This is a genomic window from Collinsella sp. HCP28S3_E9, from assembly GCF_052065455.1.
GTDB lineage: Bacteria > Actinomycetota > Coriobacteriia > Coriobacteriales > Coriobacteriaceae > Collinsella.
Genome location: NZ_JBQHTZ010000001.1, coordinates 58551 through 77912, shown reverse-complemented (window position 1 = coordinate 77912; position 19362 = coordinate 58551). Strand labels below are relative to the sequence as shown.

General features: G+C 61.0%; 14 protein-coding genes and 1 tRNA gene. 9 read left to right on the top strand and 6 right to left on the bottom strand.

Features of this window, described 5'->3' with window-relative positions:
* Window positions 1-182: 182 nt before the first annotated feature.
* The 3 genes from ACTNA2_RS00450 to ACTNA2_RS00440 all read right to left on the bottom strand — a co-directional run bounded on the left by ACTNA2_RS00450 (window position 183) and on the right by ACTNA2_RS00440 (window position 3106).
* A complete protein-coding gene (locus ACTNA2_RS00450; RefSeq protein WP_195838532.1) occupies window positions 183-476 on the bottom strand; it encodes a DUF6485 family protein in 294 nt (97 codons plus the stop codon).
* A gap of 221 nt (window positions 477-697) precedes the next feature.
* Entirely contained in the window at window positions 698-1747 is a 1050-nt protein-coding gene (trpS, locus tag ACTNA2_RS00445; RefSeq protein ID WP_441032995.1) for a tryptophan--tRNA ligase, read from the bottom strand.
* A gap of 159 nt (window positions 1748-1906) precedes the next feature.
* Window positions 1907-3106, bottom strand: coding sequence for an MraY family glycosyltransferase (locus tag ACTNA2_RS00440; protein WP_441014800.1), 1200 nt, complete (start codon window positions 3104-3106; stop codon window positions 1907-1909).
* A gap of 534 nt (window positions 3107-3640) precedes the next feature.
* Here ACTNA2_RS00440 and ACTNA2_RS00435 point away from each other — a divergent pair.
* The 5 genes from ACTNA2_RS00435 to proB all read left to right on the top strand — a co-directional run bounded on the left by ACTNA2_RS00435 (window position 3641) and on the right by proB (window position 8205).
* A complete protein-coding gene (locus ACTNA2_RS00435; protein ID WP_441048217.1) occupies window positions 3641-4579 on the top strand; it encodes a radical SAM protein in 939 nt (312 codons plus the stop codon).
* A 232-nt stretch (window positions 4580-4811) separates the two neighbouring features.
* Window positions 4812-4884: transfer RNA gene (locus ACTNA2_RS00430), tRNA-Ala, on the top strand.
* Window positions 4885-4949: 65 nt separating this feature from the next.
* Window positions 4950-5408 (top strand): hypothetical protein, encoded by a 459-nt coding sequence (locus ACTNA2_RS00425; RefSeq protein ID WP_441048216.1) that lies wholly within the window; start codon window positions 4950-4952, stop codon window positions 5406-5408.
* Between the two features lie 84 nt (window positions 5409-5492).
* A complete protein-coding gene (locus ACTNA2_RS00420; protein ID WP_427794587.1) occupies window positions 5493-6998 on the top strand; it encodes a nicotinate phosphoribosyltransferase in 1506 nt (501 codons plus the stop codon).
* Window positions 6999-7077: 79 nt separating this feature from the next.
* Window positions 7078-8205, top strand: a complete 1128-nt coding sequence (gene proB, locus ACTNA2_RS00415) for a glutamate 5-kinase (RefSeq protein ID WP_441048215.1) — start codon at window positions 7078-7080, stop codon at window positions 8203-8205.
* Between the two features lie 100 nt (window positions 8206-8305).
* Here proB and ACTNA2_RS00410 read toward each other — a convergent pair whose 3' ends face one another.
* Window positions 8306-9724, bottom strand: coding sequence for an alpha/beta fold hydrolase (locus ACTNA2_RS00410; RefSeq protein ID WP_441048214.1), 1419 nt, complete (start codon window positions 9722-9724; stop codon window positions 8306-8308).
* 113 nt (window positions 9725-9837) lie between these two features.
* Here ACTNA2_RS00410 and ACTNA2_RS00405 point away from each other — a divergent pair, with 113 nt between their 5' ends.
* Both ACTNA2_RS00405 and ACTNA2_RS00400 read left to right on the top strand, forming a co-directional pair.
* Window positions 9838-11124 carry a glutamate-5-semialdehyde dehydrogenase gene (locus ACTNA2_RS00405; protein ID WP_441048213.1) on the top strand — a complete coding sequence of 429 codons (1287 nt, stop codon included), beginning with the start codon at window positions 9838-9840 and terminating at the stop codon, window positions 11122-11124.
* Window positions 11125-11295: 171 nt separating this feature from the next.
* Window positions 11296-11895, top strand: a complete 600-nt coding sequence (locus tag ACTNA2_RS00400) for an HD domain-containing protein (protein WP_427747469.1) — start codon at window positions 11296-11298, stop codon at window positions 11893-11895.
* Between the two features lie 170 nt (window positions 11896-12065).
* Here ACTNA2_RS00400 and ACTNA2_RS00395 read toward each other — a convergent pair whose 3' ends face one another.
* The gene (locus tag ACTNA2_RS00395; protein ID WP_441048212.1) at window positions 12066-12824 is read right to left on the bottom strand and encodes a transposase; all 759 of its coding nucleotides are present in this window, start codon (window positions 12822-12824) and stop codon (window positions 12066-12068) included.
* A gap of 355 nt (window positions 12825-13179) precedes the next feature.
* Complete coding sequence (locus ACTNA2_RS00390; protein WP_427727935.1) at window positions 13180-13665, bottom strand: CarD family transcriptional regulator; 486 nt, start codon at window positions 13663-13665, stop codon at window positions 13180-13182.
* Between the two features lie 342 nt (window positions 13666-14007).
* Between ACTNA2_RS00390 and argS the strand changes: the two genes are divergently transcribed.
* Together argS and rho are read left to right on the top strand one after the other, a co-directional pair.
* A complete protein-coding gene (argS, locus tag ACTNA2_RS00385; protein WP_441048211.1) occupies window positions 14008-15861 on the top strand; it encodes an arginine--tRNA ligase in 1854 nt (617 codons plus the stop codon).
* A gap of 980 nt (window positions 15862-16841) precedes the next feature.
* Window positions 16842-19220, top strand: a complete 2379-nt coding sequence (gene rho / locus ACTNA2_RS00380) for a transcription termination factor Rho (protein WP_441048210.1) — start codon at window positions 16842-16844, stop codon at window positions 19218-19220.
* Window positions 19221-19362: the final 142 nt, after the last annotated feature.

The window sequence follows — 19362 nt, the reverse complement described above, 5'->3', positions numbered from 1 at the left end:
CCTGTTGAGTTTGATTCGCATTCCTCCCCTCTGTGCGATTCAACGGTGTACTTCAGGAAAGCGCCCGTCGGCTGCCATGGTCGGCGGGCGCTTTCCTGTAAGCATGGGGCAAACCCATCAGGTCTGTTATCCCATAATGAGGTACTGACGTTTGGTTTTAGGGGGGGCACTAACTTTGATTGTTAGTCCCGCTTACAGCAACCGATCTTGGTAAATCCCTGCGGCGCTTCTTCGCCTGCGGGGATTCTTGGGCTGTCGCTTCCCAGATATGCTTCTACATGCCGCGCGAACGCTTGCCACGACCACTCGTCTTTATCGGCCTCAAGCCGATCGGGAGAAATCGCGTTGAACAGGCACGTTGGAATCTCGTGCTCGTGCAGATTCTTAGCGATACACGGTGTGCAGCCCTTCTCGTGGTTGACAGGGTTAAATGGGCATTTCCGGTCGTTGCAGGTACAAAACGCAACTGAGCTCATGGGACTCCTTCCGGTCGGTCGGGTCTGCCGTAAAAGCTGCCGCATGTTAAACAATAGGGTGTCATTGCTTAACAGGATATAGCCTCAAGGTACTTGCGACTTAGGGGTTCTGCCAAGCGGCTGAATATCTCGGCGACCGACCTCTGAAGAAAACAAAACCGCCGCAACGAGGATTGTGCCAATCGCGGCGGTTTAGTTTGAGTGTTGTTTATTGCTCTCGACTAGTACACCATGCCCATGGCGTCCTGAACCTCGGCCAGGGTCTGCTCGGCGATCTCGTTGGCACGACGGTTGCCCTCGTGCAGCACGTCCTTCACATAGTCCAGATCGTTCTCGTAGCGCTGGCGACGCTCGCGGATAGGTGCGAAGTACCCGTTGACGGCCTCGGTCACGTACTTCTTGAGCTGGCCGGAGCCACCCATGCCAATCTCCTCGGCAATCTCGACTTCGGAACGGCCAGTGCAGATGGCGGCGGTCGAAAGCAGGCCGGACACGCCGGGGCGGTTCTCGGGATCGAACGTAATCATGCGCTCGGAGTCGGTCTGGCTCTTCTTGATGCGCTTGGCCGTCTCCTCGGCGGTCATCGAGATATTGATGGCGTTGCCGTAGCTCTTGCTCATCTTGCGGCCGTCCAGGCCGGGCAGCAGCGGGGTCTCGGACAGCAGCGCGTCGACCTCGGGGAACACCTTGCCGTAGCGGTTGTTAAAGCGGCGGGCGATGGTGCGGGTGAGCTCGATGTGCGGCAGCTGGTCGCGACCGACGGGCACAACGTTACCCTTGCAGAACAGGATGTCGCAGGCCTGGTGTACCGGATAGGTGAGCAGAAGGCCGGTGAGCTCGTGGCCCGAGGCCTCCATCTCGGCCTTGACGGTGGGATTACGCGCCAGCTCGGCCTCGGAGACCAGCGACAGGAACGGCAGCATGAGCTGGTTGGCGGCGGGCACGGCGGAGTGCGCGTAGATCATGGTCTTGTCGGGGTCGATACCGCAGGCAAGGTAGTCCATGACCATGTTATACACGTTGTCCTGGATGTGCTCGGTGGTGTCGCGGTCGGTGATGACCTGGTAGTCGGCAATGAGCACGTTGGTCTTGGCGCCCATATTCTGCAACTCCACGCGGCCCTTGAGGGTGCCAAAGTAGTGGCCTAGGTGCAGACGGCCGGTGGGGCGGTCGCCGGTAAGCATGGTGAACTTCTCGGGCGTCTTGGCCAGGCCCTCGCGAATGGCGTTGCTCTTTTGCAGCGCGACTTCGTAGCTGTTCTCGTTTGGCATGATTGCTCCTAACGTATGTTCATGGGTCAAGATGATAACGCGTTTATTGAGAGGGGCGGGCGAAAGTGGGCAAGGGGGTGGTAAGGCGAGACATGCGTGGCGGTCGAGGCGCGGTCACGAGCGGCCGACGGTAAGCAGACCAACCTTCTGCAGCAAACCTTAATGCCTGTGGTGGCGCTCTCCCTTACGCTCCTCGGCCGCTTGCTCCTCCTGCTTAAAGGCGGGGTCGTCGGGGGTTATCAGCTCGTCTTCGTGCGTGCGCTTGTTGTAATGGTGGCGTAGCACGGGCTCAAACAGGTGCAGGTGCTTGGCGAAGGCTGCCGAGCCAATGCCAAGGACGGTAAAGATGAGCACGCGCATGGGGACTTCGACCTGGTTGATGGCGGCCGCACCGGCCGAAAGCAGGACACACCAGGCATAGATAAGCAGCACAGCTTGCTTTTGGTTATAGCCCTCTTGAATGAGGCGGTGGTGGATGTGGCCTTTGTCGGCCTGTCCAATGCTAATGTGGGCGCGCTTGCGGCGCACGATGGCGCTAAACGTGTCGATGATGGGCACACCGGCAACGATGAGCGGAATGATAAGCGAGGTGAGCGCGGCGGTGCGACTCACATTAAGCAGCGAAATGGAGCCCAGCGCAAAGCCCAGCAGCAGCGACCCCGAGTCGCCCAGAAAGATGCTCGCGGGGTTGAAGTTGTAGCGCAAGAAGGCCAGGCAGGCGCCAAACAACGCGATGGAGAGCGCGGCGGCATCGATGCGGCCCGAGAGAACGGCCATCGAGAACATCGTGAACGATGCGATGCCGCAGATGCCTGTGGCCAGGCCATCGAGGCCGTCGATAAGGTTGATAATGTTGGTGAACGCCACCAGGTAGACCACGGTGATGGGATAGGCAAGCCAGCCGAGCATAATCTCGCCGGGGGCAACCGGGTTGACGATGACGCCGATTTTTAGGCCACCCACGCAGGCGATGAGCGCGGCGAGGACCTGGCCGGCGAGCTTTTGCTTGGGCTTAAGCTGGAAGACGTCGTCGATCGCGCCGGTCGCAAAAATGACGGTAAAAGAAAGCGCCAGCATGGGGTAGCTAATGTGCAGGCGCGGATGCGGGACCAAGACGGGCGGCCAGCCCAGATGCCAGGTGCCCATAATCTGAACGATGCAGGCAACGACCAGGCCCAAAAAGACCGCCGTACCTCCCAAGCGCGGGATGGGCTTGGTGTTGATACGGCGTTTTGAAGGATAGTCAACGGCGTCGAGCTTGATTGCCAGACGTTTAACCAGGGGCACCGTGAGGAAGGTCGTGATATATGCCGCGGCTGCCACGCAAAGGAACGGTATGTAGCTCGTGGATGAAGCCATGTATCAAAAACCGCCAAGCGTCGAAGGAAAAGGTCAAAGGATGCCATGCCGCAAAGGGTATAGCTGACCCATGATACTCGACCAAAGGGGGTGCGGGGAATCGCGCCAATCGATAATCACGCGCTTACCAGATATTGGGATGGTGGCGGGGGTTCTGCCGAGTGTCGTTGGGTGTCATACGGGATCTGCGATGGCAATTTTTGGCAAAATCGGCAAAAGAAAACCACCCCCCACGTTACGAAAATGAACCCACCTAAAACAGGTGGGTGCCCTCATCGACCGTTCCAGCGTCCTTAACAACGAAGGATACCTGTACTACGTACGACTGTGTGGGCTCCCTAAATAAACGCGACGGTTCACCCAGTTGCTCCGCGGGGGGCGGAATACCTACATCATAAAGCTGCACTTTATCGATTCCAGTCTTGACATTACAAAAATCGTGTCGGACGATTACGGCGCCTTGGGCTCGAGCCGTCTGCGCGGTTGGTCCTTTTGCGTTTGACCTGCTGAATCGTTGTTTTGGAGCATGTTTTTATGCCGACGTCGTTGACCGAACTTTTTTCGCCCGCCTGCCATTTGTGTCCGCGCCGTTGCGGCGCGGCGCGCGATGAGGGTGCGCGCGGCGTATGCGGTGCTAACGACACGCTCAAGGTGGCCCGTGCGGCGCTTCATATGTGGGAGGAGCCGCCTATCTCGGGCGAGGCCGGTTCGGGCACGATTTTCTTTAGCGGCTGCTCGCTCAAATGCGTCTATTGCCAGAACCACGAGATCTCGACGGGCAATTTTGGGCTTGAAATTTCGCCCGAGCGCCTGGTCGAGATTATGTTGGAGCTGCAGGACCAGGGTGCAAACAATATTAACTTGGTGACGGCGACGCACTACGCGCACCTGCTGCCGGCTGCGATTGCCGCGGCACGGGCGCGCGGGCTGGTTGTTCCAATCGTCTACAACACAAGCGGTTATGAGCGCGCGGGTGCCGTGGCGGCGCTCGGCGATCTGGTCGATGTGTGGCTAACCGACTTTAAATATGCCGATGCGAGGCTTGCGCAGTCGCTCTCTCATATTCGGGACTACCCGCGTGTGGCCGTGTCGGGTTTGGCGCAAATGGTGCGCGAGATTGAGCGCCGTGGGGGAGAGCTGGTGGACGAGGACGGGCTCATGAAGCGCGGCATGATCGTGCGTCATTTGGTTCTGCCGGGACATGCGGACGATTCGTGTCGCGTGCTAGACCTGGTGTGGCAGACGGTGGGTGATGTGCCGATCTCGGTCATGAACCAGTACACGCCCAACGCGCTCATGCGCGAGCAGGGCGGCGACTTGGCGCGAGCTGTGACGCGCGAGGAGTACGAGCGGGTGCTCGACCATGCCGACGACCTGGGCTTTACGACGATGTTCTGGCAAGAGGGCGGCGCGGTAGACGAGAGCTTTACCCCGGCGTTCGACACCACTGGCGTCCTCACCAGCGCAAAGTAGCTCTTTTGAGCAGTCTTTTTGGGACGGGGCTATTTTAGCTGCCCCTGCCGTTAATCGTCCAAATCGTTTTCGCTATCTGCCTGGGTAGCTAAAAAAGCCCCGTCCCAAAAAGACTGCTCCCGGTGGGGGTCGAGCTACCATCCGAAAAGTAGTCAAAAAAGCCCCGTCCCAAAAAGACTGGGTATTGGGCGTTGACAGTTGGCGAGCCGTAGGTAAAATATCAACTTGTCCTGGGGACGTAGCTCAGTTGGGAGAGCGCTGCCGTCGCATGGCAGAGGCCGAGGGTTCGACTCCCTTCGTCTCCACCCTTGGATTTGATAAGCCGTCGACATTGTGTCGGCGGCTTTTTTTAAAAAGAAAGGGCTGCACTATGGCCGAGCTTGATTCCCAACCATTGTCCGACGAGGAGCGCGCCGAGTTGGAAGAGCTCCGCGCCGAGAAGGCCCGCCGCGAGGCCCAGGAAGAGGCCCGTCGCGAGCGTGAGGAGCTGGCCGCCCTGCGTGCCGAGCATGCGAAGGCCGAGGAGGCTGCCGCGAGCGCCGCATCCGAGCGCAAGCCCGCGCCCGCGCCCAGGCCCGCCGCTGCGAAGCCTGCGCCTGCTGCACCCAAGCCTCAGCCTAAGAAAGCCGCCCGCCCCAAGCCCGCCGAGCCCAAGCCGAGCCGTGATGAGATGACGTTTGCCCAGCGCATGGTCACTTCCAAGGAGCCCACGGCCGAGGGCGAGATCCCCGGTATGGCCCCGGCTCAAAAGATCATCATCGCGCTCGCCTTGGTCGCGTTTGTCGTCTTTATGGGCTACACGATCATGACCAGCATGGGCCTGCTCTAACCGATTTGCATCGGGCGTCATGTCCGCATGCTCTGCTCTCGTCCAACCCTCAACCTCTGCACAACGCATCCGAAAGGTCGCCCCATGGCTTTGACCGACATCTCGCATCCCACCGACATCGCAATGCTCACCGATCTGTACGAGCTCACTATGGCCCAGGGCCTGTGGGAGAGCGGCAAGGCCAATGAGCAGGGCTGTTTTACCGCGTTTTACCGTGACCATCCGTTTGGCAGCGCCTATGCCGTCATGTGCGGCACCGCCGAGCTGCCCGAGCTGGTCGAGAACCTGCGCTTTACGCCCGAGGACATCGACTACCTCGCATCGCTCCAGGCCCCGGCCGGCGGCGCGATGTTTAAGCCCGAATTCCTCGACTACCTGCGCGATTTTCGTGCGCATGTAAACATCGACGCCGTCCCCGAGGGCGAGCTCGTCTTTCCGCGCGAGCCCATGGTGCGCGTCACCGGCCCCGCGCTGGAGTGCCAGCTGCTCGAGACGGCGCTGCTCAACATCGTCGGCTTCCAGACGCTTGTCGCCACCAAGACGGCGCGCGTGGTGCTGGCGGCGGACGGCCGTCCTGTGGCCGAGTTTGGCCTGCGCCGCGCCCAGGGTCCCGATGGCGGTCTGGCCGTCGCGCGCGCGAGCTACGTTGCCGGCTGTTCCTCTACGTCCAATGTGCTCGCCGGTCGCCGCTACGGTATTCCCGTCTTTGGCACGCATGCGCACAGCTGGGTGATGAGCTTCGATTCCGAGCTCGAGGCTTTCCGTGCCTTTGCCAAGTCGAGCCCCAAGAACTGCACGCTGCTCATCGACACTTATGATGTGCGCGAGGGCTGCGAGCATGCCATTACGGTTGCCAAGGAGATGGAGGCGGTGGGCGAGCGTCTGTCGGCCATTCGCATCGATTCCGGCGACCTCGCCAAGCTGTCCAAGTATGTCCGCGGCCGTTTCGATGCCGAGGGCCTGCCCTATGTGGGGATCTCGGTTTCCAACGATCTGGATGAATACACGATTCAGTCGCTGCTCGACCAGGGCGCGCCCATCGATAGCTTTGGCGTGGGCACCAAGCTCGCGACCTGCTACGACCAACCGGCGCTGGGCGGCGTTTACAAGCTTTCCGCCCGCCGTGCGAGCGAGGCGGACCCGTGGACGCCGGTGGTCAAGCTCTCCGAGCAGCCCTACAAGCGCACGATTCCGGGCGTGCAGCGCGTGCGCCGCTATTACGACGGCTTTGGCGGCCCGGTCTGCGACATGATCTATGACGAGGACCATCTGGCGGGGGAGGGCGCCGCGCGCGGCAATACCCTCGTGGCCGTGAACGATGCCGCTCTAGTGACCGACGTGTCCGAGCTTGAGTATCGCGAGCTGCTGGCGCCGATCGTGCGAGACGGTAGTGCTGTTGCCCCGCGCGAGAGCATCGAGGCCGCACGCGAGCGTTGCGCTTGGGCGCTGGACCATCTGGATCCGGTCTACAAGCGCTTCCTGTACCCGCAGACCTATGTGGTGGGCATGGAGCAGGGCCTGGCGCAGGTGCGTGACGAGCTCGTGCGCAAGAATATGGCCGCGGCTTCTGCCTTCCCCTGGGCTCGCTAATTTTGTTGGGTGTAGGGTGGAATTACGTTCCCTCGGCCGTCAGCTCGCCCGAACCCTCAACAGTTGATTGGTTTGACGTATGACGACTTCTTATAAAACGATGGTGGTAAAGATCGGTTCGTCCACGGTGGTGGGCGCCGATGGCAAGGTCAACCGCGCCTTTATCGGCGGGCTCGCCGGTCAGGCTGCTGCCCTGCGCAAGCTCGGCTGGCGTCTGGTCGTGGTGAGTTCGGGCGCCATTGCCTGTGGCTATCCCGTGCTGGGCTTTGACCGCAAGCCGGTCGGTGACCTGCCGAGCCTGCAGGCCTGCGCCTCGGCCGGTCAGTGCATCATCTCGTCGGCCTACGACGAGGAGTTCCATGCGCGCGACCTGCTCACCTCGCTCGTGCTGCTCACGCGTCACGACACGGCCCGTCGCACGTCCTATCTGCACGCGCGCGACGCGCTGCTGCGTCTGGTGGAACTGGGCGTGGTGCCGGTCGTCAACGAGAACGACACCGTTACCGTCGACGAGATCAAGTTTGGCGACAACGACACGCTGGCGGCGCTTGTGGGCTGCCTGGTTTCTGCCGACCTGTGCGTGACGCTCTCGGACATCGATGGCCTCTATACCGCCAATCCGCACGAGGACCCCACGGCCGAGTTCGTTCCGGTCGTGCATAAGATCGATGCCAAGATTATCGCCTCGGCGGGCGATTCTTCCACATCGGTTGGCACAGGCGGCATGATTACCAAGATCCGCGCGAGCCGCATCCTGATGACGGCGGGCATTCAGAGCGTGATTTGCTCGGGCGAGGAGCCCGATGCGCTCGTGCGCCTTGCCCGCGGCGAGAGCGTGGGTACGCTGTTCGATCCGCCGGCGGAGCGCCTGGACATTGCGCCCCGCAAGCTGTGGATTGCACTGGGCGACAAGGCGCATGGCTCGGTGACGGTCGATGACGGCGCCGCGAAAGCGCTGGTCAGCCGCGGTTCTTCCCTGCTTGCAGTGGGTATTCGCGAGGTCGATGGCACGTTTGCCGAGGGCGATGTGCTCGACGTGTGCGACCCGAGCGGCATGGTTGTCGCCCGCGGTATCGCCGAGGCCGATTCGGACGTGCTGGAGCTTGCAGCCGGACGCCGCCAGGACCAGATTGCCGGCAACCGCTTGCTGGCAGACTTGGCCGAGAAGCCCGCGATCCACCGAGACAACTTGATCGTCTTTGCATAAAGAAAGACAGCGCTGCGGATCGTTTCCCGCAGCGCTGTCTTTCTCGTGCCGGCACTTGGGGACGTTCCTTTTGTGCCGGCTGATGGGGGACACTCCTTTGCTAGAAGATCTGACGCAGGTCTCCGCGGTTGAGGGACTCGTCGAAGAGGTGCTTGAACACCACGCTGCCGTGCAGGCCGTCGTGCTCGAACTCGTTGGTCACCCAGGCGTGTGAGTTGCCCACGCGGCTGAGCGTGTCGAGCTGCAGGCCCGAATCCACGTACATGTCGTCGAAATATACCGCGGCTTGGAGCGGCACCTCGTTGCAGGCCAGGCGCTGCGGGTCGTAGATCTTGTCCCAGCTGGTGTCTTCCATCAGCAGGTCCATGGCGGGCTTGAAGGGCTTGAGCTCGGGCATCTGCTCAAACATCCACGGGAACATGGCCTCGCCGGTAAACATGAGTGGGCGCGCGAGGGTGTCGAACTCGGCACGATGGGCCTTTTCCTCGGCGGCTGCCCAGCCAATGGGCATCGTGTCGCCATCGGCGTAGATGAATTCCTGCAGCGTCCAGTACAGCGGATTCGTGCGCGTGTTGGTGCGCTCGAAGGCGCGCATCAAAAAGCTTTCTGATACCGAGGATCCGCAGCTCAACGTGCCGTCGCCGTCAACAAAAGCATGGTCGATAATCCAGTGCATGCGCTCAAAGCTCGGCTTCATGCCAAAGTCGCTGCCCATGAGCTGCAGGCGCTCGACCGTCATCGGCGAGCCGTCGGGCAGCGCGGGCTTTTGCTCCTCGAGGGCATCTGCCAGGGCCGCCACGCGCTCGACGTCGGTGGGGTAGCGGTCGTAATACTGCTGAGTCTTGGCCGCCATACGCGGGAAGGTGTGCGCGTAGACCTCGCTGGCACTCGCCGGTACGTGCGGAATGCCGCCGCAGGTAAAGCTCGCCGCCACGCCCTCGGGGAAGAGCGACAGATAGCTCAACGTCAAAAAGCCGCCGTAGCTCTGGCCGAGTGTGACCCAGGGCTTGCCGCCAAAGCCTACCAGGCGCAGGTACTCAAAGTCGCGCACGATGGAGCTGGCGAGGTGGCGCTTGAGAAAATCCGCCTGCGAGCGGGCCGCATCGGAGCCTGCCGCCTCGGCGCGCTCGCCCAGTGCGGCAATCGTGCGCCCGTCTACACAGCTGCTGCGCCCGGTACCGCGCTGGTCGGGCAGGACGACGCGGAAGTGCTTGACGGCCTCCTCGATCCAGCCGTCGCTTGTGGGCGACAGCGGACGCGGGCTCTCGCCGCCGGGGCCGCCCTGCAAAAAGAGGAGGAGTGGCAGGTCGTCGTTGATACGGTCGGGAGCGCAAACCACGCGGTAGAAAAGCTTGATGCTCTCGGGTGCGCCGGCGATGGGCGCCGGCATGGCGCCGCGGCGCATGGTACTGCCGAAGGCCAAAAGCATTGGCTCCAGGCCGCGCCAATCCAAGGGGACGTCGGTGCTGTGGTCCTCGACATAGAGGCCGGGGACGTGGTACGAAGTGATGAGGGCCATGCGGTACTTCCGTTCGTTGCGGTGTTTCGGGTTGACCAATTCTACCGCCGCCAGCGAGGATGCGCACAAATCGGCTACCATGGTTGGCAAACTTCTAAGAGAAAGGGCCGCCCATGTCGGTCGATATAGCCACGTATGTCCACGATCTTGCCGTTGCCGCCAAGGCAGCGTCGGCCTCGCTTGCCACGGCGAGCGACGAGCAGCGCCAGGAGGCCGTGCGCGCCATGGCCGCGGCTCTGCGCGATGGCGTCGATTCCATCGTCGCCGCCAACGAGCTCGATATGTCCGCTGCGCGCGATGCGGGGACCTCGGCGGGGCTCCTCGACCGTCTGCTGCTGACGCCCGAGCGCGTCGAGGGCATGGCCGCCGGCCTGGAGAAGCTCGCTGAGCTGCCCGACCCTGTCGGCCGCGTGCTCGACCACCGTGTACTTGCAAGTGGTGTGGACCTCACCCGCGTGAGCGTGCCGCTGGGCCTGGTCGCCATGGTCTATGAGGCGCGCCCCAACGTGACGGCCGATGCCGCGGGCATCTGCATCCGCACCGGCAACGCCTGCATTCTGCGCGGCGGTTCGCTGGCCTATCACTCGTGCGCCATGATTGCCGAACTGCTGGCCGATGCGCTCGAGGCCAAGGGTTTCCCGCGCGAGGCTATCTCGATGATCGAGTCCACCGATCGCGAGGCCACCGGCGAGCTCATGAAGCTTCGCGGCATCGTCGACGTGCTTATTCCGCGTGGCGGTGCGGGCCTGATCCAGCGCTGCGTGCGCGAGTCGCTTGTGCCGGTTATCGAGACGGGCACGGGCAACTGCCACATCTACGTGCATGAGTCGGCCGACTTTGACAAGGCGCTCAACATTATCGTCAATGCTAAGACCCAGCGCGTGGGCGTGTGCAACGCCGCCGAGTCGCTGCTTGTGGACCGCGCCGTGGCAGATTCGTTTTTGCCGGCGGTCGTGGCCGTGCTGCACGACCACGGCGTGCTGATTCACGGCGACGAGGCCATGTGTGCCGCATGCGCCGCCGCCGGTCTTGCCGAGGGCGACGACTACGTGGCCGCGACCGAGGAGGACTGGGGCCGCGAGTACCTGGCGCTCGAGATGAGCGTGAAGGTCGTGGCGAACGAGGACGAGGCCATCGTGCACATCAACCGCTATGGCACTATGCATTCCGAGGCCATCATCGCCGAGGACGCGGACGCTTGCGAGCGCTTCTTGGATGAGATCGATGCCTCGGCCGTGTATGCCAACGCCAGCACGCGCTTTACCGACGGCGGCGAGTTTGGCCTGGGCGCCGAGATCGGCATCTCGACCCAAAAGCTCCACGCCCGCGGCCCCTTTGCCGCCGAGGCCCTCACCACCTACAAATACAAGCTTCGCGGCACCGGCCAGGTCCGCCCCTAAACCTACCAAAAAGGGACAGGTTTATTTTGGCAGGTTTTATCTGCGGTTTTGCCGGGCGACGCGTCCGCCCGGCTTTTTTCTCCGTATGCCTTTTCTGCCTTTCGGCTTGAGCCGCGGCGATATACGATAGTGACACCGTGTCCTAGCACCGACTCACCTGGAGGTATTGCCATGTCCCAGACGCTTTCCGCCGGAATTACCCGCGACCGTGCGTTCGAATTGCTCAACGAGCACAACAAGGACCCGTTTCACATCACCCACGGTGAGACGGTCGAGGGCACCATGCGCTACTTTGCGCGCGAGTTCGACCCCGAGAACGAGGAGTTTTGGGGCATCGTCGGACTGCTGCACGACTTGGATTGGGAGGAGCATGAGGACGACCCCGTGAACCACACCATCTATGCGGCCGAGATCCTCGAGGGCGAGGGCGCATCGCCCGAGCTCATCCGCGCCATCCAGACGCATACCTCGGACTTCAACACCTCGCTGCCCAAGCCCGAGCTGCAGATGGAAAAGATCCTGTTTGCCTGCGACGAACTTACCGGCCTGATTGGGGCTGCCGTGATCATGCGTCCGAGCAAGAGCGTCATGGACTTTACGACCAAGTCGCTCAAGAAGAAGTTCAAGGACAAGCGCTTTGCCGCCGGCTGCTCGCGCGACGTGATTACGCAGGGCGCCGAGATGCTGGGCTGGGAGCTCCCCGAGCTTTTCGACCGCACCATCGCGGCCATGCAGTCCTTCGCGCCCGACCGCGACACCTTCCAGGCCTAACCTGCCAAAAAGGGACAGGTTTATTTTGGCAGGTTTTATCTGGGAAGACGCTTCCGTTGGACGTTATTCAGCGGAAGCGTTTTCTGTTTAACATGGTGGCGCTTGCGAATGGCGGCGCCTCGCGGCAGGCAGCTGCGCTTCGCCGTACCCGTAACTCGGCAAACGCGACGCTAGGACGCGTTCTTGATAATCCATGTTCCGAGTCCTGTCAGCAGCTGAACCTGCTTAACGGTTAGCCCTTGTTTTCGAAGCGCGAGAATCGCCTCATTGCGAAGTGGCTTGGAGACAGATTTGAGTTCCGTCGGAGCGCATCCTGCGACACTCTGCACGATTGCCGTGCCAAATTCGCATAGATCTTCCTCGCGAACCTTGGCTGTTGCGCTGGGGCGATAGGGAAGCGACGGCGCACTTTCCATGAGTTGAAGGTATGAGCGAGGTGTTGGGAATAAAACACCGACAACGCTGCCGGTGACATGCGGCCGTGACCTGGCACTCATTAGATACTCGCGATGGCTGCTCCAGGGATATTCGTCGTATGCCGCCAGTCCTGCTTTTTGTGGATTCAGATGAATGTATCGAATTGCCTCAAGTAAATATGCTTCCGACTTAATGGGCGAATCCCAAAACCGCTCCTGAAACACGTGGCCGACATGCTCCGTCCGCGCATTGTACCTGCCCGCATACGATACGGCTACCGCGTGCATCGCGTCGCTTTTGCGGTCGTCCGGGTCGTCGATGAGCAGATGAATATGGTTTCCCATAAGGCACCAAGCGATAAGCTCGATATTGTGTTTGGGGAGGATTGCATCGAGGATCTGAAGCATGGCGATTCGGTCCTCGGTATCGTCAAACAGCAATTGCCCTCCGTTTCCACGCAACGTGACGTGGAAATAACCGGTTGGTGACTTTGAACGAGGTTTTCTCGGCATGGCCCCTCCTTTAGCTTGGATGGGCTGAAGATACCTTATTCGGGGGCTTCGGTTGTCGAGATTCAGTTCACCGACTATAGCTGCTACCTGCCGAAATGTTATTGCGTTTTCAAATTGATGCTTTTTAATGGTAATTGAGCAAGACGGGCACGCTTGTTGCGGATACGGGCGTTGGTTGCGTCGATCTGGACGGCCCTCGCGTGATGTCATCACAAATGGGCTTCACGCATTTTCGCGGCGATAGAAAAATGGCCGGGGCTTACAAACAAAACGGAGCACCCGGCCGTTTACCAATTGTTTGTTGACGTTTGGCCAGATAAAACCTGCCAAAATAAACCTGTCCCTTTTTGGCAGGTTAGTTGAGGGCGGCTTGGGATAGGCGGGCTTCGGCGTCTTCCTCGGTGACGCCCAAGGCCACGGCAATCTCCTCGATGGAGCGGCGCTTGGCTTCCTTGAGTACGCGCATGTAGTAGGAGCTGGGCTTTTTATCTGCTTCCTCGGCCTGGCGAATACGGTGCATCATTGTTTTTGCCACGCGGACCGTCTCGGGCGCACCCAGCTTGAGCTGCTGCTTAAAGTGCGTCTCCTCGAGCGAGCTGTTGCGCTCGGTAAAGGTGTCGCACTCCAGCTCGTCGTAATGGCTCAGTAGGTGCTCGGCATCTTGCTGGGAGATGGCGGCATGTAGACGGTCGGCCTGCGCCACGGGGTACATGAGGATCGTCTGCGCATGTCCCTGCTTGGTCTCGAGCAACAGCATGGGCTGCGGTGTGTCTTCCCTAAAACCGACGACGGTGCAGACTCCCTGACCCGGATGAATGACGTGTTGACCGATTGAGAACATGCTACCTCCAACTTATACGAATTTACGTATGTCTAGAATACCACGCTGACGTGCGCAAACCCTTACTTTATGCAGGAAAAGCACACAAATCCGATAGGTAAGAGTATTCGATATTCTGAGCTGCCCATGCAGATGTTTATGCATTTTCGGCGGGTGCACAACCAGCAGGCAGACCGCCATCTTTGAATGGCCTTGCGACAACTGTGGTCAATTATGTGCATATGCAATATCGATTGACTTTACCCTGCGACAGTAGTTACCGCTTGTGATAGAGTGCTGCAAACTCTGGCTTTTGCCCTACGAGTGACCAAGAGCTCGGGGGCTTTAACACAAGGAGGATCTATGCCCGAGAAGATTGAAGAGCTGGTACGCGCTGCGCTTGCTGCGGCCCAGGAGGCCGGCGACCTTTCCGCATTTGAACTTGACGATTGCGCTATCGAGCGACCGGCTGACACTTCTCATGGCGAGTGGACCTCCACCATGGCCCTGAAGTCCGCCAAGCTGGCTCACTGCGCCCCGCGCAAGATCGCCGAGGCCGTCGTTGCCCATATGCCCGAGGATCCCGCGATCGAGAAGGTCGAGATCGCCGGCCCTGGCTTCATCAACTTCTACCTCTCCGTCGCCGTCAAGAACGCTATCTTCGGCGAGGCTCGCGAGAAGGGCATGGACTTCGCTAAGTCCAACGTCGGCGGCGGCCTGAAGACCCAGGTCGAGTTTGTCTCCGCCAACCCCGTCGGCCCCATGCATATTGGCCATGGCCGTTGGGCCGCTCTGGGCGACTCCCTCTGCCGCGTTATGGACCATGCCGGTTACGATATCCAGCGTGAGTTCTATATCAACGACCACGGCTCTCAGATGAACACCTTCGGCAACTCCATCAGCACGCGCTATATGCAGCTTGCCGACATCATCGCCAAGCAGGACGTGGATATCGACGCGGCTCACAAGCTGCTGATTGCCGACCGCGATGCCTTTGTTGCAGATGAGAACGACGAGCATCCCGAGACCCATCCGTATCAGGACAACTTTGCCGAGACTCTGGGCAAGGATTCCTACGGCGGCGACTACATCATCGACGAGGCCGCCGAGTTCTGGCGCACCGACGGTGACAAGTGGGTCGACGCCGATCCGCAGGAGCGCATGGAGAGCTTCCGCGAGCGCGGCTACGTAAAGATGGTCGACAACATGCGCGACCTCTGCCATGCCGTCAACTGCGACTTCGATCGTTGGTTCTCCGAGCGCTCGCTGTACGTGAAGGACACCGAGGGCGAGACCGCCGGCACCTCCGCCGTCGACCGCGCTTTCGAGAAGCTCGACAAGATGGGCTACCTCTACACCAAGGACGGCGCTCTGTGGTTCCGCTCCACCGACCTGGGTGACGACAAGGACCGCGTCCTGATCAAGTCCGACGGCGAGTACACCTACTTCGCCTCCGACGTTGCCTATCACTGGGACAAGTTCCAGCGCGTCGACCACGTCATCGACATCTGGGGCGCCGACCACCATGGCTACATCGACCGCGTCCGCTGTGTCTGCGACGCTCTTGGCTATCCCGGCAAGTTCGAGGTTCTGCTGGGCCAGCTCGTCAACCTGCTGCGCAACGGCAAGCCCGTCCGTATGTCCAAGCGCAAGGGCACCATGGTGACCCTGCAGGAGCTTGTTGACGAGGTCGGTTCCGACGCCGCCCGTTACACGCTCATCTCCAAGAGCTCCAACCAGATGGTCGACTTCGATATCGAGGCCGTTAAGAAGCGTGATAACTCCAACCCGGTCTACTACGTGCAGTACGCTCACGCTCGTGTGTGCTCCATTCTGCGCCGTGCCGCTGACGTTACGCCCGAGCAGGCTGACGAGATGGGCATGAAGGCCGTCGCCGCCAAGGCCATCGGCGAGAACGTCAACTACTCGCTGCTGACCGACCCCACCGAGCTTGCCCTTTCGCGTAAGCTCAACGAGCTCACCGACCTCATCGCCAGCTGCGCTCGCGACCGCGCCCCGTTCCGTCTGACGCACTTTGCCGAGGAGCTCGCCGGCGACTTCCACAGCTTCTACGCTGCCTGCCAGGTGCTTCCGAGCGAGGGCCGTCCCGTCGACCCCGAGCTTTCGCGCGCCCGTCTGGCCGCTTGCGACGCCGTCCGCGTGACGCTCGCCCTGGTGCTCACTCTGGTTGGCGTTTCTGCACCCGAGCAGATGTAATCTACGGGTCGTTTAACCGTGTAGGTTTGGCTTTGCTGAGCCCTATAAGCCCGATCTCCATGCGGAGGTCGGGCTTTTTGCGTTTGGCGGGGCTTTTTGGCGTGTTGAAAAATGCTACAAAAACGCAACTATACCGGTTTACGGGGCTGAATCGCTGCCTGGCGACCATAGCAACAGCAGCGAAAATAAAATCGCAGGTAGACGGCTTGCCGAATATTAAAAATGCAGGGTATGGTTGGCTTACGCCGTTCTTGCACCGTAATCCGCGAATGTTTTGAAAACGACCCCTTGGGGACGGAGGAAAACGGATCATTTTTGTCCGGTGGGAGAGCGGTGCGAAACCGTCCGCCACGAATCGGGCTTATCTACTACGTTTAGTCGCATACCCCGAACCATGCCGAAAAGTACGATATTAAAACCGCAGGTAGCGGGCTTGCGATTTTAGGAAGATCGAGGGGATGGTCAGGGGTCGCGGGTCAAACGTAGTAGATAGGCGCGTTTCGTGGCGCGGCTATTCCGTATGCCACGGCTTCACTCCTCTGGTGCGACAGAGGAAGCGCTTTTGAGGGAGAGTGTCCCTTTTGACCAGTTGTATAAGAACGTCCAATGACTAAGTTGCAGGTGACAGTGGTTGTGTTACACTAACGCTGCGTATTTGACGTAATCATCTCGATACAGATCAATGATGCCCGTTGTGTTTTGAACGGAGCTAGACTGTTTAGCCGCCCTGAAGGTTTATGCAGGGAGCATGTGATCACAGGGCTTTAAAAGAAAGTTGAGCAAACACTGTGTCTGATCAACAGCAAGAAAATGAAATAAGCACGGCACAAACCACTCCCGCTGCACCGGTTTCGTCGGACCAGATCGCGAAACCCGTACCGTCGCAGGCGTCGGTCCCCGAGACACACCAGAACGCTGCCTCGGCTTTGAGTGAGAACCCTGTTCCCGTCGCACCTGCTACCGGGGAGGAGGCTGCGCCCGTGAAGCCCAAGCGCACGCGTCGTGTGGCCAAGCCCGCTGCGGATGGCGATGAGGCTGCAAAGCCCAAACGCCGCACCACGCGCACGACGCGTGCCAAGCGTCCGGTTGCCGCCGAGGTTTCGGCGCCGCTTTCAGATGAGGTTGCGCAGGCCCGCGCGCTTGCGCAGATCAGCGAAGCCCAGGTTGTTCGTGCTCGCCGTCGTGCCGCCGAGCGCGATGCCGCGGCTCTGACCGAACTCGCGGCTCCGTCCGCCCCCGAGGCGCCTTCGGCTCCGGCTCCCGAGCAGGTAGCAGAAAAGCCGGCTCCACGCACGCGCCGTCGCACGGCGGCCAAGGTCCAGCAGGCTGCCGAGCAGGTTTCGTTCGATGCCGCCGAGACCCCGGTTCGCTCTGCGGCGGGGGAGGACGCTTCCTCTGCTGAGTCTGTCGTGCCTGCCGAGGCCGGCGGTGCATTTGTCGTCGATCCTGCTTTGCGCCCGCATCGCCGCGGCCGCAAGCCCAAGGCATTTGTCGAGGCGGAGAAGGCGGCCGCTGCCGCGGCTTCTGTCCAAGATGCCCCGGCGTTCGTCGAGCCTACAACGGCTGCCGTGGTTTCGGCCGAGGGTGCTGATGTTCCTGAGGTCGCTGTTTCTGCCGCTGCCGAGCCTGCCGACGTTCGTCCCGGGCGCAGCCGTCACACCGCAGCCAAACGCCCAGCTAAGGCAGAGGCGAAGTCCGGCGCCGAATCTGCGGTAGCTGAGTCTACCGAGGCGAGTGTCGACACGACTCCCGAGACGGAGGGCGCCGATCGGTCGGCAGGCGAGAAGCCCAAGCGCACGCGCAAGAAATCTTCCAAGACCAAGTCTGCCGAACAGCAGGGGGATGCTGAGCAACAGCCCGAGTCCGACGCTAAGTCGGACGGCGAGACCCCGGCGACCGCCGATGCGCCCACGACGCCTGCCGTCGAGAGCGCTGAGGCCGAAGAGGGCTCCCGCCCCAACCGCCGTCAGCACAAGCGTAACGATGAGCGCAGCGAGCGCAAGGATGATCGTAACAACGACCGCCGCACCCGTCAGCGCGACCGCAAACAGCGCAATAAGGAGCGCAATGCTGCTCCGACTGAGCCCACGCTTTCGCGCGAGGAGCTCGCGGCCATGAAGGTCGCCGAGCTGCGCGAGAAGGCCAAGGAGTTCGAGATCGAGACGACCGGCAAGAAGAAGGCCGAGCTCGTCGAAGAGATCTACACCACAGCCGCGAAGGCCGAGGGCTTCCGCGATATTAAGGGCATCCTGCAGATTCGCCCGGACAGCTCCGGCATCATCCATGCCCACGGCTACATGAAGTCCAATGACGACGCCTTCGTGCCCGCCTACCTCATCCGCTCCGCGCGTCTGCGCACGGGCGACGTGATCGAGGGTTCGCTTCGTCCCTCGCGCGGCGGCGACAAGCGTGCCGGTCTCGCCAAAATTACGACCGTCAACGGTCTTGATCCTGAGCAGGCCCGTAACCGCCCCAAGTTCGGCGATCTCACGCCGGTCTACCCCAATGAGCCGCTGCGCTTGGAGCATGGCAAGGATTCCATTACCGGTCGCGCCATCGATATCGTGTCGCCGATCGGCAAGGGCCAGCGTGGCCTGATCGTGTCACCGCCCAAGGCCGGTAAGACTACGATTCTCAAGAAGATCTGCCAGTCTATCTCGATCAACAACCCCGAGGTGCACCTCATCTGCCTGCTCGTCGACGAGCGCCCCGAAGAGGTCACCGATATGCAGCGCTCCATTGAGGGCGAGGTCGTGGCCTCCACCTTCGATATGCCCGCCGACAACCATACCCGCGTGGCCGAGCTCGTCATCGAGCGCGCCAAGCGCATCGTGGAGCTGGGCGGCGACGTCGTGGTGGTTCTCGACTCCATCACGCGTCTTGCCCGTGCGTACAACCTGGCGGCGCCCGCCTCGGGCCGCATCCTTTCGGGCGGCGTCGATTCGGCGGCCCTGTATCCGCCCAAGCGCTTCCTGGGTGCTGCCCGCAATATCGAAAACGGCGGCTCACTCACCATCCTTGCTTCCGCCCTTATCGATACCGGCTCCAAGATGGACGAGGTCATCTTTGAGGAGTTCAAGGGCACCGGCAACATGGAGCTCAAGCTCGATCGCGATCTGGCCGACCGCCGCATCTTCCCGGCCATCGACCCCGTTGCCTCGGGCACGCGCAACGAGGACCTGCTGGTCGACGAGCAAATGCGTCCGTTTGTCTTTGGCCTGCGCCGCATCCTCGCCGGCATGAACAATACCGAGCGCGCGGCAGCGTCGTTTATCAAGGGCCTTAAGGGCACTAATACCAACCAGGAATTTTTGGTGCGTTCGGCCAAAAAGCACAGCGATTACGAGCAGACGTTCTAGTTTGTCCGCTGCATGCGACAGCAACCATAGACATGCCAGAAGGGCCGGGGTTTAGATCCTGGCCCTTTTCGTATAGCCGCTCGCCAACGATTATTGACCTCACGACCGGCAAGCAGCGATTTTCCCGTTTCAATTCCGCTTC

Bases quoted from the DNA above. Each gene is read 5' to 3' on its own strand.
- ACTNA2_RS00405 (WP_441048213.1), top strand. From the start codon at position 9,838: ATGTCGGTCGATATAGCCACGTATGTCCACGATCTTGCCGTTGCCGCC.
- ACTNA2_RS00425 (WP_441048216.1), top strand. From the start codon at position 4,950: ATGGCCGAGCTTGATTCCCAACCATTGTCCGACGAGGAGCGCGCCGAG.
- proB (WP_441048215.1), top strand. From the start codon at position 7,078: ATGACGACTTCTTATAAAACGATGGTGGTAAAGATCGGTTCGTCCACG.
- ACTNA2_RS00410 (WP_441048214.1), bottom strand. From the start codon at position 9,724: ATGGCCCTCATCACTTCGTACCACGTCCCCGGCCTCTATGTCGAGGAC.
- ACTNA2_RS00450 (WP_195838532.1), bottom strand. From the start codon at position 476: ATGAGCTCAGTTGCGTTTTGTACCTGCAACGACCGGAAATGCCCATTT.
- ACTNA2_RS00420 (WP_427794587.1), top strand. From the start codon at position 5,493: ATGGCTTTGACCGACATCTCGCATCCCACCGACATCGCAATGCTCACC.
- ACTNA2_RS00395 (WP_441048212.1), bottom strand. From the start codon at position 12,824: ATGCCGAGAAAACCTCGTTCAAAGTCACCAACCGGTTATTTCCACGTC.
- ACTNA2_RS00400 (WP_427747469.1), top strand. From the start codon at position 11,296: ATGTCCCAGACGCTTTCCGCCGGAATTACCCGCGACCGTGCGTTCGAA.
- ACTNA2_RS00435 (WP_441048217.1), top strand. From the start codon at position 3,641: ATGCCGACGTCGTTGACCGAACTTTTTTCGCCCGCCTGCCATTTGTGT.
- ACTNA2_RS00390 (WP_427727935.1), bottom strand. From the start codon at position 13,665: ATGTTCTCAATCGGTCAACACGTCATTCATCCGGGTCAGGGAGTCTGC.
- argS (WP_441048211.1), top strand. From the start codon at position 14,008: ATGCCCGAGAAGATTGAAGAGCTGGTACGCGCTGCGCTTGCTGCGGCC.
- trpS (WP_441032995.1), bottom strand. From the start codon at position 1,747: ATGCCAAACGAGAACAGCTACGAAGTCGCGCTGCAAAAGAGCAACGCC.
- ACTNA2_RS00440 (WP_441014800.1), bottom strand. From the start codon at position 3,106: ATGGCTTCATCCACGAGCTACATACCGTTCCTTTGCGTGGCAGCCGCG.